At 43.0% G+C, this 14,022-nt stretch carries 13 protein-coding genes and 4 pseudogenes; 12 read left to right on the top strand and 5 right to left on the bottom strand.

From position 1 onward, the window contains the following. Window positions 1–7: 7 nt before the first annotated feature. From cca to JCM16161_RS13525, 3 genes and pseudogenes are all read right to left on the bottom strand, one after another. Window positions 8–891: pseudogene (cca, locus tag JCM16161_RS00510) on the bottom strand (CCA tRNA nucleotidyltransferase). Beyond that, window positions 891–1,802: a hypothetical protein gene (locus JCM16161_RS00505; protein ID WP_243668282.1), complete on the bottom strand. Its 912-nt coding sequence runs from the start codon at window positions 1,800–1,802 to the stop codon at window positions 891–893. Before JCM16161_RS00505 ends, cca begins: the two are co-directional and overlap by 1 nt. Beyond that, a complete protein-coding gene (locus JCM16161_RS13525; RefSeq protein WP_243668281.1) occupies window positions 1,790–2,287 on the bottom strand; it encodes a hypothetical protein in 498 nt (165 codons plus the stop codon). Before JCM16161_RS13525 ends, JCM16161_RS00505 begins: the two co-directional genes overlap by 13 nt. Window positions 2,288–2,391: 104 nt before the next feature. Here JCM16161_RS13525 and JCM16161_RS00500 point away from each other — a divergent pair, with 104 nt between their 5' ends. The 8 genes and pseudogenes from JCM16161_RS00500 (at window position 2,392) to JCM16161_RS00470 (ending at window position 9,463) form a co-directional block, all read left to right on the top strand. Continuing rightward, window positions 2,392–3,510 carry an NDP-sugar synthase gene (locus JCM16161_RS00500; protein ID WP_054854666.1) on the top strand — a complete coding sequence of 373 codons (1,119 nt, stop codon included), beginning with the start codon at window positions 2,392–2,394 and terminating at the stop codon, window positions 3,508–3,510. Between the two features lie 37 nt (window positions 3,511–3,547). Next, window positions 3,548–4,032 (top strand): annotated as a pseudogene (locus tag JCM16161_RS00495) (30S ribosomal protein S13). A gap of 237 nt (window positions 4,033–4,269) precedes the next feature. Beyond that, on the top strand, window positions 4,270–4,764 hold the full coding sequence (locus JCM16161_RS00490; protein ID WP_054854664.1) for a GNAT family N-acetyltransferase: 495 nt from the start codon (window positions 4,270–4,272) through the stop codon (window positions 4,762–4,764). A 20-nt stretch (window positions 4,765–4,784) separates the two neighbouring features. After that, window positions 4,785–5,471, top strand: a complete 687-nt coding sequence (locus tag JCM16161_RS00485) for a ribosome biogenesis protein (protein ID WP_054854663.1) — start codon at window positions 4,785–4,787, stop codon at window positions 5,469–5,471. Between the two features lie 53 nt (window positions 5,472–5,524). Next, window positions 5,525–7,358, top strand: a pseudogene (glmS, locus tag JCM16161_RS00480) (glutamine--fructose-6-phosphate transaminase (isomerizing)). A gap of 5 nt (window positions 7,359–7,363) precedes the next feature. Beyond that, the gene (locus JCM16161_RS13520; protein ID WP_243668675.1) at window positions 7,364–7,618 is read left to right on the top strand and encodes a sugar phosphate nucleotidyltransferase; all 255 of its coding nucleotides are present in this window, start codon (window positions 7,364–7,366) and stop codon (window positions 7,616–7,618) included. Window positions 7,619–7,735: 117 nt separating this feature from the next. After that, window positions 7,736–8,542, top strand: a complete 807-nt coding sequence (locus JCM16161_RS00475; RefSeq protein ID WP_243668280.1) for a hypothetical protein — start codon at window positions 7,736–7,738, stop codon at window positions 8,540–8,542. Between the two features lie 15 nt (window positions 8,543–8,557). Continuing rightward, on the top strand, window positions 8,558–9,463 hold the full coding sequence (locus JCM16161_RS00470; RefSeq protein WP_054854662.1) for a hypothetical protein: 906 nt from the start codon (window positions 8,558–8,560) through the stop codon (window positions 9,461–9,463). A 34-nt stretch (window positions 9,464–9,497) separates the two neighbouring features. Here JCM16161_RS00470 and JCM16161_RS00465 read toward each other — a convergent pair whose 3' ends face one another. Beyond that, window positions 9,498–10,439, bottom strand: a complete 942-nt coding sequence (locus JCM16161_RS00465) for a DNA polymerase sliding clamp (RefSeq protein WP_054854661.1) — start codon at window positions 10,437–10,439, stop codon at window positions 9,498–9,500. 118 nt (window positions 10,440–10,557) lie between these two features. Between JCM16161_RS00465 and JCM16161_RS13515 the strand changes: the two genes are divergently transcribed. Genes JCM16161_RS13515 through JCM16161_RS13505 form a run of 3 tightly spaced genes read left to right on the top strand, consistent with a single transcriptional unit; the run spans window position 10,558 to window position 11,824 of the window. Continuing rightward, window positions 10,558–10,869 carry a hypothetical protein gene (locus JCM16161_RS13515; protein WP_243668279.1) on the top strand — a complete coding sequence of 104 codons (312 nt, stop codon included), beginning with the start codon at window positions 10,558–10,560 and terminating at the stop codon, window positions 10,867–10,869. Then, the gene (locus JCM16161_RS13510) at window positions 10,860–11,648 is read left to right on the top strand and encodes a DUF1743 domain-containing protein (protein WP_243668278.1); all 789 of its coding nucleotides are present in this window, start codon (window positions 10,860–10,862) and stop codon (window positions 11,646–11,648) included. The genes JCM16161_RS13515 and JCM16161_RS13510 overlap by 10 nt, the downstream gene beginning before the upstream one ends. Beyond that, the gene (locus JCM16161_RS13505) at window positions 11,627–11,824 is read left to right on the top strand and encodes a hypothetical protein (RefSeq protein ID WP_243668277.1); all 198 of its coding nucleotides are present in this window, start codon (window positions 11,627–11,629) and stop codon (window positions 11,822–11,824) included. The genes JCM16161_RS13510 and JCM16161_RS13505 overlap by 22 nt, the downstream gene beginning before the upstream one ends. 171 nt (window positions 11,825–11,995) lie before the next feature. Here the strand turns inward: JCM16161_RS13505 and JCM16161_RS00455 are convergent, their stop codons facing one another. Next, window positions 11,996–12,760, bottom strand: a complete 765-nt coding sequence (locus JCM16161_RS00455; RefSeq protein ID WP_054854660.1) for an HAD-IIB family hydrolase — start codon at window positions 12,758–12,760, stop codon at window positions 11,996–11,998. A gap of 93 nt (window positions 12,761–12,853) precedes the next feature. Between JCM16161_RS00455 and JCM16161_RS13500 the strand changes: the two are divergent. After that, window positions 12,854–14,019, top strand: a pseudogene (locus JCM16161_RS13500) (aconitase X catalytic domain-containing protein). Window positions 14,020–14,022: the final 3 nt, after the last annotated feature.

Genomic DNA, 14,022 nt, shown 5'->3' with positions numbered 1-14,022 from the left:
CACCGCCTTATGCACTCTCATGAAAAAAATCTATTCGCGGATTTCTAAGGAACTCCCGCGATGCCGCTATGGCCGTAGCCAACGCATCCCTGCTTATTGACGCCGCGGCATTCCTATTTGGATCGACGGGGTCTATTATTATAACTGGTGATTTAAACCTCCTTATGGCATCCCTCTCGTTGTACGTACCGGTCATATCTATGAAAACATGCCTTGTCGGCCAATTACTAATAGCTTGATCGTGTTAAGGAAGGAACCATAATATATTATTAGCAATTCACTTACGTAACCACTGAATCCCTGAACCCTAATCTCAGCGCCATAAATACCCACGGACTTGAAGAACGCCTTCAATAACCTAACGTCGGTAGTCCTCTGGCCGAGCCTACTATTTACGAACTCTGTGTGTAATGGTGTCCTATCCGCAGCGGTTAATGGTTTTTCACCGGGGTTTATGCGTATGCATGGTACTACGTCGATCTCGAAGTCATTAATTAACAATTGAATGTAGGGATGCTGAGCATACCTAATGCTCCAATTAATATTGCTCTCAATGGCTATACTTATTAAGTCATTAATTATACTGCCATCCTTAATCTTATTAATATAGTCCCTGGGCAAAATAATAAAGATATCAATATCCCTATCACCTGGTAACCACGTATCCTTAGCTATGGAGCCCTGTATTGTTACGTTAAAATCCCTATAGCCACGCCTCAACAAACCATTTACTAATAATTTAATAACCTCATTTGCCGTATTAATAACCCTGGCCTTCTCCTCAGGGCTTGGCGTAACAATCCTCGCAGCCTCCAACAAAACCTCCTCAATATTCACAATGTATATTATTACTAATAATGAATTAATAAAGCCACCTCTAATAATCGTCATTATCTACCAACGATATTATCAAGCCTATCCTTAATCCTAACCAATAGATCCCTAACCCTATTAAGGAAATTATCATCCACGATAAATCCACGCAGTTCCTCGATCATCTCGTCAACGCCCATATCGAGTGGGTTCAAACCAAGGCCGGCTAGGTAGGCAAGCACTTCAAGGGCTGTATCCTCGCTCAATCCCTCCTCTCTAATCACATCCATTATTATCTTACCAACAACATACAACTTAAGCGTACTAACATCAGTATTGAGCACGTGGGCGAGACCCTCATAATCGCCCTTACGGAACTCCTCCATAAAGGCATCAAAGCTTCCATACCTATCCCTAACTATGTTGTCAAAGTACCTACTCACAGCCTTAACATACTTTGAATATATCCTAACGGCATCATCGACCTCCTCAACACCGTCTATGGCCCCTCTATAAGACATCACCGCACCCTCCGTGGTTAATTCATCAATTAAGCCCTCATTTATTAGCTCGAGGAATTTATCACCAGCCTCCTCATACGTTCTCCAGTTACCCTCCTCAATGGCCTTACATAGTAGGTAAAACGCCGAGCACAGATCACCCTTTATCTTCACCGCACTCCAGTAATCCCCGCTCAAGCCCTGAACATTATTTAAAGCGCTCCTGCAGGCATCGTAGTACTGCATAGCCCTGGCTATGTCACCATGAGTAAAGTAGTAATTGGCGAGTACCTCGGAGGAATCCATCATGCTAAGCACTTCGTTAGCCCTCGCCTCCTCAATACCGACGGCCTCCCTAAAGCTCACAACGGACGATGCGTATAGCTTGGATGCATCCTCAATCATACTTCTCTCCGCATCATGATTACCCTCCTCATGAAGTCTCGAGGCCTTAACCCTAAGTTCCTCTGCCCTGGCTATCTTCGACATCGCTCCATGAAGCGCGCCTTACCGACATTACCGAGACCCTCGTAAATTGCGGCAGCCGCGCTAAGCCTGGTAATGGCATTATCATAGGCGGCTATTGAGTATAGCGCTATTCCAAGGGCTTCATTCACCCTAGCACCCAACTCACCCCTTATGTTGATACTCACATTCTCATCAACTGCAATAATGCCTGGCTCTAAATCCATATTAACCAATAATTGCAGCAGATCAGGAATATCGCCTAGGTCTATGGACCTAATGACTTTAACGACACCATCCTTAATACTAGCATCATCTAAATCCTTTATTATTGAGTAATCACCTATAGATAAGGTGCACTTATCATTACAGGATGCCGAACCGCGGAATGCGCTATTACTGACCAATTCCTTGGGTACGAAGCCCTTTAGTAACTGCATGAGAACCGAGGCTATGGAATTCGTTATGCACTCATGATCCCAATGACAGGAATCAAGTATGTTACTCACGTAGACCCATTTAAATGTTAAGGCATGCCTTTTAATTCTTATTAATTTCGAACCTGGACAATGATACAATAAAAATTAAATATCTAGAAAGTGAAATACTGCATATGAAAAGTTATGATGTAATAATACTAGCCGGTGGATTAGCAACCAGGCTTAGACCCCTTAGCTATTCACGTCCCAAACCCCTACTGCCAGTACTTGATAGGGAGATTATTGATTGGATTATGGAATCCGTAACGAAAATACCATTGAACAGAATATTCATATCAATAAGGTATATGGGCGATTTAATAAAGGAGCACATGGAGAAGGTGTGGAGTGATTTTAAGGATAGATTAATATTTGTAATGGAGAGCAAGCCGCTTGGTGATGCAGGTCCAATCTCATTAATTAATGAGAAGTACGAACTCTCGGATACATTCCTCGTGGTTTATGGAGACATACTCAGTGATATAAATGCCGCCTCTCTTGTTAGCTTTCATGAGAAGATGGGTGGCGTAGCTACGATAACGCTCACTAGGGTGGATGATGTGTCCAGGTACGGTGTCGCCCAATTAGATGAGACCAATAGGATAATAAACTTCATAGAGAAGCCTAAGCAGTACGTTGGTTCAAATTTGATAAATGCAGGCTTTTATGTATTTACAAAGGAAGTTGTTAAGTTGATACCGAAGAACCCAGAGAGTCAAATTAAACTGGCTATTGATGTTATACCAAGGCTTCTAAGGATGGGTGAGGTTTATGGATATATACACAATGGCCTATGGTTTGATATTGGAACGCCCGAGGACTACATGAAGGCGAACTTCAGCGTCTTAGCAAGCAGGTGCGGAAATACTAATAATGGCTGCATAAATATTGACTTGCCATCAACGGTCACAGTACAACCCCCCGTTTACTTAGGACCTAACGTCACCATCGGAAGTAATACCGAGATAGGCCCAAACGTTATAATACACAGGAATACTAAGATTGGAAGTACTGTTAAGATAATAAACTCGCTCATCTTTGAGGGATCTTCGTTATGCGATGGGGTTTACATATCGGGGAGTATTATTGGGAGTAATACGTACATTGGTAAGTGGGCTAGGGTTGAGGATGGGTCTGTGATTGGTGATGGTGTTTATATAAAGGACTCCGTATTCATAGCAAAGAGCACGAAGATAGGTCCGTATAGGGAAATAATGGAACCAATATATAGGGAGGGTGAGGTCATCTTATAAATTAAAATTTAAATACCCATAGGTGCATTAGAGCCGAATGTCCCAGGAGGTTAGGCAGATAGTGAGGATTGGTGATACTGACCTGGATGGATATAAGCCAGTGGCTTATGCCCTAACTAAAATTAGGGGTATTGGAATATCAACGGCATACGCAATATGTAGGTATTTGGGGATAAACCCATCAATTAGACTGGGTCAGCTTGATGATGAGACCGTTAGGAAGCTTGATTGGGCCGTGAGAAACCTGAACCAGTTCGCACCTGGTTGGTTCGTGAATAGGCTAAGGACCCGGAGACAGGCCGAAACATTCACCTACTGGGTGCGGATTTAGTACTTGCGGCTAAGAAGGATATTGACTTAATGAAGAAATTAAGGAGTTGGAAGGGCATTAGGCATAACCTGGGGCTTAAGGTTAGGGGACAAAGGACCAGGACAACGGGTAGATTGGGCCTAACAGTAGGCGTAACAAAGGGTAAGGCAGCGCCTGGCGGTGGTGGCGGAGGTGGAGGTGGTAGTAAATAAAGGAAAAACTTTAACGTGACTTAATTAATTTTTATTTAAGTGTTGCAATCATAATAATGATTTATATTTAATGTGTTAACCCATTATGAGCATTCTAAGTATTCAATTCTATTCTATACAATAATGTTCATATGAGTTTATCGTCATTTCTTTGTATATGATACTTCTACTAGGCATGTTTTACACTTGAAGAGAAAGAAATTTAAAATATTGAATAGTGATGGATAATGATCGAGTATGAGTGTCGTGAAGTCATTAATTAAGCTTGAATTTAGGGAGTTAAGGAGTGATGATATGAAAAGGGTTCTTGATTTATATAACTCATTAAGTAACGAGAGTATTTACTATAGGTTTAGGGGTTTCTTTAAGGACTTTGAGAGGTACGTGAAATCTGTTTTCTCTGATCCACGTAATATCATTTATGGCACCTTTCTTGGCGATGAATTAGTTGGTGTTTTAGAGGCTGTTTATCTAAGCGATGGCTGTTACGAAATGGCTATTGTCGTTAAGGATAATTACCAAGGTAGGGGCATTGGCACAAGACTTGTCGCATATGCAATAAATGATTTGAAGAGAAGGGGTGCTAAGACCTTGATAGCGTATACAACCCCTGATAATCACAGGATATTAGCAATATCTAGGAAATTCCATGGAATCATAAAGTGCATGTATGATGAGTGTACCACAATCTTCAATTTACAGAGTATAAATGTTGATCAATTCTTAAATTAATGCCACTCTAACTCACTGCTGTGGATAAGATAATACTATTACTAACCGAGACGTCGCTCGAGACCATACCCAAGGAATTATTAAGCGACCCCATAATAATTAAGGACGCAAGGAAAAGAGGGGTAAATCCAAGATACCTAATCCTCGATAGGGCCAGGCATCATAGGGCCATGATTAAATTACCCAATGCAGAGAAGCGAGGAAGACCTGACATACTTCACCAAGCACTCCTCCTAATTCAGGGTAGCTTACTTGCAAGGAATAACCTAATTAAAACGTACATACATACAATAAATGACTTGGTAATCGATGTTGACCCTGAGATACACCCACCACGCAATTACGACAATTTCATTGGGTTAATGAGCCAATTATTTATGGTGGGTAGGGTACCACCTGTTGGTAAGCCATTGATGAGGTTCGTTGATGGTATTAATTACGTACTAAACACGGAGTTGCCTGACCGTAAAATACTCCTTGATGATGTGAGGGGTAAAGAAATATCTTTAAAGTCATTCATCGATTACGTGATAAATTTTAGGAGGCCCTTGATTATGGTTGGCGCATTTCCCAGGGGCCCGTTTGAGGAACGTACTTATGAACTTGCTGATGATGTTTTGAAAATCGGTAGATACGTCATGGATACATCGTCAATACTATGTAGATTATTGACAGTACTTGAGATTGAATTAGGGCTTATCTCTTGAGACTAAATATTTATTAATTCTAACTACTTTATTTAGGATTAAGTGCTTAGGTTATGTGCGGGATTATTGGCATTACGTCGTTGCCAAATAACTTTAGGGAGCCTATTGGTAAGGTAGTTAGGAGGTGCCTTGAGAGACTTGAGTATAGGGTTATGACTCGGTTGGTATTGCGGTTATTAGGGGTAATTACATAGAGGTTAGGAAGGGTAAGGGTAAGATCGCAGAGGTTAGTGCAAGGTTAAACTTTGATGAGGTTAATGGCACAACAGCCATCGGACACACTAGATGGGCTACCCATGGAAAACCAAGCGATGAGAACGCGCATCCACATACTGATTGTAGTGGTAATGTCGCCGTTGTACATAATGGCATAATCTCGAATTTCCTAGAACTCAAGGAGGAACTCATTAAGAGGGGTCACGTGTTTAAGAGCGAGACAGATACCGAGGTTGTTGCCCACCTAATCGAGGAATATCTAAAACTTGGTTACAAGCCCTTTGATGCGTTTAAGGCTGCATTATCGAGATTGAGGGGTGCCTACGCATTCGTAGTTGCCATATCCCAGGAACCCAACAGGCTTTACTTCGCTAGGAACACCTCACCGTTGGTCATTGGTATTGGTAATGGCGCTAATTTCGTCGCCAGCGATATACCAGCCTTCCTCGAGTTTACGAATATGGTGATAGTACTTAGGGATGGCGAGTATGGGTATATTGAGCCAGGCAAGGTCTATATTGAGAAGGATGGTGTTCCCGTTAATGTTGAGGAGAGGATTAGGCTCATTAGTTGGACCCCTGAAATGGCGAGTAAGGAGGGCTATCCGCACTTCATGCTTAAGGAAATTCACGAACAACCCTTCGCCATAAGCTCAACACTGGCGGGGATTAACGAGAGAGAGTTTGATAACGTGGTTAATCTCCTTCTAAACTCAAGGAAGGTGTTGATAATTGGTGCCGGTACATCGTACCACGCGGGTCTTGTTGGTGACTATCTATTCACGATAATGCTTGGTCTTGACACACACGCAGTAATATCCTCTGAGTATAAGAAATACGTTAATGCGGTTAATGAGGATGACACCGTAATAGCCATTAGCCAGTCAGGCGAGACTATTGATACCCTGGTCGCCGTGAGAGCCTTTAAGGAGAGGGGTGCCAGGGTAGTTGCTATTTCAAATGTTATTGATAGTGCAATACCCAGGGAGTCAAATTACGTACTTTATACGAGGGCAGGTCCCGAAATCGGTGTTGCGGCTACGAAGACCTTCACCACACAATTAGTCATCCTTACAATACTCGCTCTAAGGACCGGCATTGCATGGGTAAATTAGACCAGGGTGAATATAGGAATTTAATGGACTCACTCAATAAGGTGCCGGGTTTACTTCAGAACGTCATAACTAGGACCGAAGGCAGGGTTAAGGCATTAAGTGAGTATATGAAGACCAAAAACAACGCTTACTACCTAGGTAGGGGTATTGGGGTCCCGCTGAGTATGGAGGGTGCCCTGAAGCTAAAGGAAATAGCGTACATACATGCCGAGGCATACCCAGCAGGTGAGAGTAAGCATGGACCAATAGCGCTCGTTGAGGAGGGCTATCCCGTCGTATTCTCAATACTTGACGATGACAATGTAGATGCGTTACTTGGTAATGTCATGGAGATGAAGGCTAGGGATGCATATACCATAGGGTTTGTTCCCGAGAAATACGTTGGTAAGTTTAAGGAATTACTGAGTGTAACGTTTGAATTGCCAAACATTGATTATAGGATCGCCCCAATAATATACATAGTGCCAATGCAACTACTTGCCTATTACACGGCAGTTGCACGTGGTTATGACCCAGATAAGCCAAGGAATTTGGCGAAGACAGTGACCGTGGAGTGAGCGGTATGATGCATCATAGGGAGGTCCTCGGAGTAATACTTGGTGGCGGTAGAGGAACCAACATGGAACCATTAACGCCCTATCTCGATAAGCCACTCATTAGGTTACTAGGTAAACCACTCATTTATTATCCAACGAATAACCTCGTTCATCTAGGGTTAAGGACTATTTACATAATCTCCAGGGACCCGACTAAGGTGGGTAATGAGGTTGGTCGATACTTCAATAATGTTTCGATAGAACGTTGGGCAGAGGGGTGATGATATTGATAGTGCGTTAAAGATGGTTAATGAGGTCGCTGGTAAGGGCACGACGATAATATCGTTTGGCGATGTTGTGCTACCCCAGGAGGCTTATGACTTGCGTTAAATAGTCACGTGAACTCGGGTAAGCCTGTAACCGTATTAATGACACCATTATCGGATCTGCAGGGTTACTTCGAGGTCCAGGTAAATGACGTAATAGCAATTAATAAGGTGAGTGAGCATAAATCGGGCTATGCATGGACTGGCATACTAATTGCTGAGAAGGAGTTTTTAGTCTCGTTACAGGACCTCAATGGTAATATTAATGATGCCCTAAGGCAATTTAAGGGCAATATAAACCTAGCCCTCTGGAGTGGGTGGTTCGTTGATGTTAGTTATCCCTGGGACCTACTAAGTGCCATAAGGTACTTAATGAGCGACTTAAGGGAAGCTAGGGTTAGTAAGGATTCTGATGTCTCGCCAAGAGCTGTCATAGAGGGGCCTGTGGTGGTGGATGAGGGTGCTAGGATAGACCATGGCGCAATAATTAGGGGGCCCGTGTACGTGGGTAGGAATGCCTACGTAGGTAATAACGCATTAATTAGAAATAACACGTCACTTGAGGAGGAATCCGTGGTGGGCGCTGATGCTGAAATAACGGAGTCACTTATAGGGTATAAAGCCACCGTGGGTAGGGGCTCATTCATAGGCAGTTCTATAATTGGCGATGAGAGCACAATAGAGCCTGGCGTTATCACCCTAAACGTATTACCGAGTGGCGTTGAGGTTTCTCACCTATCACCGGTCATTATTAAGGGTAAGCAGGTAGCTAAGTTGGGCGCCATTGTCGGGCCTAAGGCAAGGGTTGGCGCCAATTCCGTGATATACCCAGGATCAATAATAGAGCATAATAAGTACGTACCACCCTATCGATATTGAAGTAATTGAGGTAAAATGTACGTGTCAATATTCACATCGAGGGAGGACTACACATTAAGGCTTGGGACAGGCACTTACTTAAGGCCTAGGTGTGACTATGCATTATGGCTGTGGAATGCTTACGAATTAATCAATGCCAAGGTTGAGTATTGCAGTAATGATGAGTTAATGGTGAAATACCTAGACGCGTATAGAGGGCTGCGGTGGGAAAAGAGCGTTAAGTTAATTGCGAGCTTGAAGAGCGAGATCATGAGGGTTAGAAATGAGTTGAGGAGGAGCTGTGTCGATGAATTAATATGCCTGGCGAATAGGCTGTATGAGTATAACAGGGCTGTGAATATACTATATGATTATTATAGGAGAATGAGTGAGTTAAGTCCAGAGGACCTCTCCAAATTAACCATTGCACTCAATAGATACAACATGCCCCTAATGAGCCTTAAAGCATTTGATAAATTACTGCTCTCAACGAATGAGGAACTTAAGTACCTAACCTTCCTATCATTGTTTAATCCCGTAGCGTGGCCGTCTCACATAACCATGGATGTTAAGATTATACCCTATCTTAATTGGATTCTTATGTACATTAATGAGCACTTCATAATACTTATAATGAGTTTAAACCGTGTATACGCAATTAGTGATTTAAATATTAATATTAATGGTGGCAGGGTAACCATCAATAATGACTATGAGGTTAGGTCAATAATGCCTACGCATATAATGACGAGGATTGAGTCCCTGGATGGTCATGGATTGGTATTCATAGGTAATTGGAGTGAGCACGTGATTGATTTTAACATGGACTTCAAACCAAGGGATGGCTCCATCAAAGGCTTATCACTTGATGCTAACCTCTCTCAATTAATACCAACAATAGTGCCTCCTCATGATTACCTATCAATTAAATATAGCATATAGCAGTTAAGGTAAATATTTCGATTTTTAAGGCAAGTTACGCTACCCTGGGAGCTAAGTAGAATTGAATAGACCCTATCGCGAAGTCCATAGTTAATTTTAACGGCTTATTATTATCGAACTCTATTGTCACGGTCTCGCTGATCTGCTTCATTGGTTTTATGAAATCGAGCAGCAATTCAACGGAGTATGTAGAATCATGAGAGCCCTGCACGGAATACTCATAGAAAACCTCATCACTGCTGGAGTACGTTGTTTCAATTGCTTTACCACCCTCGCCCTCGGCTAATATGGAGAAGGAGTCTTCCTTAGCCATGAATTTAACGGAGTCGGAGACCTCACTTGCCGCGCTTAGTACGTCGACGAACACGTCCATATCCATCCTAATCCTGACCGGATACTCAAGCTTAGGCTCGGGGACCTCCTCCTCGGCTATATTAATTATTGGAAGACCAAACTTCCTGTAAAAGCCTCCCTCCCTACCTTTCTTTGTGTATATCGTTATGAAGAACCTATTCTTGGCAGTATCAACACCAAGCTCAACCTTCTCCCTAGCCTTAACCCTCTTCAAGATCTTCTTAACAAGGTCAAAGCTTATCCCAACCTTCAATTCCTTCGTCACCGTGTACTCCTCAAGGCTTGAACCGGGTATGTTCAGTATTACCAGGGAAACCTTACTTGGGTCTATTGACTTCATCTTAATGCCCTCAGAATCAATCACGAGATTTGACTCCTGGAGCAGATTGGCTAAGGCAGTGAATACGTACCTAAACTCCTTACCCTTCGGGAACATTATCCTGTAATACTCCTCAGTCTCAACAACACCACCTTCACCCTCCTCAACACCCTCCTCGCCCCCACCAGTCTCCTCTGCTTCCTCCGTAGTCTCTTCAGCGGTTTCCTCCGACTCAACGCCTTCGGTCTCCTCTTCCTCGCCCTCCTCGCGTTCCTCCTTCTCAGGCTCCTCGCTCTCAACCATAATTGATTGATACTAATTGTAATTTAATTTAAAAGGCTTTCATCGCCCAAATTAAGATAATTTTGACAGGCCGTTATGAGGAAGGAATTATATTATTCCCATAGGCTTTACTGCATAAATGCCGTATTTAATGATTGGCATTGATGATACTGATTGGGAGGGTGGTGGTTGCACTACGTACGTCATGTACTTATTCGTAAAATACCTAATTAAGGACGGATTAACTAATAATATTGTTGGATTACCACGTTTAACGAGGTTGAACCCCTACGTACCGTTTAAGACAAGGGGTAATGCATCCCTATCAATAATAATTCGAATTGAGTCCGAGAGTGATGCAGTGAATTATGTTGAGTTAATGTATTCATTAATTGATCAAATGGTTAAGAGGTTGGTAAGACAAGCCCTGGAATTGCGTATATGGTGGTGAATGATTTATTGAATATTAACGAGAGGCTAATTTGGTTTTATAGAAAGAGTGTTAGGGATGTGGTTACGCTAGACCTCGCACATAGGGTTGCCGATAAAGTCAATGCCAGACTCGTGGGTGGTAGGGGCGTCATTGGGGCATTGGCATCTTTAGGCTTTGTACCTGTTGACGCCACGTATGAATTCATTGCGTACAGACCTGAGGATGAGGAGAGACCAGCCATCGATATTAACGATGTGAAGGCTTGGGACGAGGCAACAAGGCCGTTCACATTTCTAAACCTGTATAATGATCAGGTGCTTATTGAGCCTCACGGCCCTGATCCAGTACTTTTTGGCATTAGAGGTGACTCACCTCATCACGTACTTACCATGGGCAATTACCTGGCCAATAAGTACAATGCCATTGGCTGGATTATCTACTTAACGAACCAGGGAACTGAGGAACATAGATCGCATGTGGGTGAGTTCATACCGTATAGGAATGCCGACATCACGGGTGTTATTACGAATGTGGCATTTGATGATAAAGGTCATGCACTCATTACGTTAGATAACGGTAGAAAGGCATTGGCATATAGGCACTTGGGGATTTCTAGGGAATTGATGAATTGCGATGGATGCCTCGCCCAGGTGTGGGGTGGTGTTAAGCCGAATGGTGATCTTAGTCTCTATGTTGAGGGGATTAGGGTTCTTCACGATAGGTATGTTGAGGTGAGGAACCAAGGTGTCCCATGTGCGGCGGGCCCATGGAGTCCATGGGTAGGTCAGGCCTATTGAGGTGTAAGCGGTGCGGTTTTCAGGGTAAATTACCAAGGATCATCACACCAAGGAATAGGTGGTTCTTGGCAAATCCAAGGGCTAGTGAGTATAGGCATTTGATGAAACCCAGCGAGAGGGTGGGTCTCGAGGGCCTTGCACTCTATATGCCTAAACCATTTCTATGGGTTTATTGATTACTATAGAGAAAGGTTTTTATTACATCTAATCACGCACTCAAGAAGCCTATGAATGTAGAGAGTATTACCGAGTCTAGGGTCATTAACTCTCTTAGAATTGATTTAAAAGTGAGCATTAACTATGAGGTTAAGTTACGGCGATTGAGCCGGTTGATTAGGCTGCGAAAGTTAATGAACCTTGGACTTTAAAATTGATAGTAGGTTCTCCAGGAATGTGGGTAGTTCATTTTCATCAACCCATAGTAACACCGGTAGGTCAAGACCCTCATTATACCTATGCCTAATACCAATGGGATACTCGACAACCCTCATTGCGGGGATGTCATTCTCTGAATCGCCCATGTACATTATCGGTCCCTTTACGCCCATAAGCTCCCTGAGTCTCATAACCGCATAGCCCTTATCAACCTGAATACCTGGGTATACGTCTATGAATGGATGACCCCTATATCTAATGACCTTAAACCCTAATTCGTAAGCAATCTTAATAATACGATTTAAAGCCTCCGCATTTATTGAACCCCTAGTTCTCCAGTCAATCCCTAATCCACCGATTAAATCACCAACATGCTTAATCTCCAGATATACATCCCTGAATTCATCAATGCTCTTTATGGTGCTGATTAGGTACATAAATCTATCCTGCCACTTGGGTAAATCCTCATGTATATGGCGATTACCGCCGACCCTTATCTCAAGGCCGTTTGTGCATGACCATGCCCTGGCAAAGCCTGTCCTCGGTATTAAGAAGTCGCAGTCCTTCGTGCTTACCACGGCTATTGGTATGTACTTGCCTATTTCATTCAATTTCTCATAAATGGGTTCCGGAGGCTTACTCAGGCTTCTAGCAACGTTTATTGGCGCTATCGTCCCATCATAATCAGTAAATAATGCCGATACATTCCTAAATAGGTCAATTTTATTATTGGGCATTACCGAGTTCGTGTAACATAATTAATTTAATAAGATTTATTTTCTCCGCAAATACCAAGGTGCCGAATGTACCTTAATAGGTATGAAGAGGCCATGCTTCGTGGCGATTATGGGGATGCCATAGCAAGGGCAATGCAAGTAATAGTTAGGGTTGGCGATGTATTAAAGGCCGATAAGCTAATTGAGATAGAGACCGCGCATATCGCTGGCGCCTCCTACCTAACAATAGGCGATCCTGGCCTTGAATACCTAGAGGATCTGGCCAAGTCTAATGTCAAGTTTCGCGTGTTTACCACGGTCAATCCCGTGGGCATTGATGTACTCAATGATTGGGGGATGGATAGGGAATTCATCAGTAGGCAATGGAGAATAATAAATGCGTTGAGGAGTATGGGCGCCAGTCTATGGCTCACGTGTACCCCATATGAGTATTTACGAATTAGACCGAGGACTTACCATGCGTGGGCTGAGTCAAATGCCGTCGCTTATATAAATGCCGTTCATGATGCATGGACCGAGAAGTTACCAGGGCCCTTCGTAGTCTTATCAGCGTTGGTTGGTAGGGTTCCTAGGTACGGGCTTTACACGCTTAATGGCAGGGTACCGACGCACGTAGTTAGAATTAATGGAGGCAGGTAATTAATAACCCATTAATCGCGGGGCTCCTGGGGAGGAAGATTGCCGAGGAGGTTGGTGACGGTAAGCCATACTTGGTGGCTAGGTTTAATGGAAATGCGGTAATTAAGCAATTACTGGCTAGTTATGCAACATACTCACCCCACGCGTTCATGGTTATTGATGGATTAACACCAAATTATAGGGAGTATTTCTCGATGATAGACAAGCCGGAGGAGATTGACATAGATATAAACGACATAATTAGGAATACGGGGGTTAAGGGGCAGGATTTTGACGCGGTATTTCTTGGGTGCCCTCATTATGGCGTTGATGAGATAATGACGGTCATTAATTACGTAAGGGGCAGGGGATTTAAAAGAGCTAAGAAGCCCATTTACATAGCTACGACACCCTTTGTAATTAATTCATTAAATCAAAGCATTATTAATATGCTTAGGGACTCCAATATACACCTGGTATTGACCACGTGCCCTGTCGTATCACCGTTTCTCAAGAGTGTTGGGGTTAATACAGTCGCCACCGAATCCGTTAAGCAAATGTATTACTTACCTAAGATGGTGGGCATTAACTATATAAGTTGTAACGGCATTGAATGCCTAGATATGGCATTCAATGAGTAGTGG

Source organism: Vulcanisaeta sp. JCM 16161, from assembly GCF_001316285.1.
This window is presented reverse-complemented; position numbering and strand designations above follow the sequence as displayed.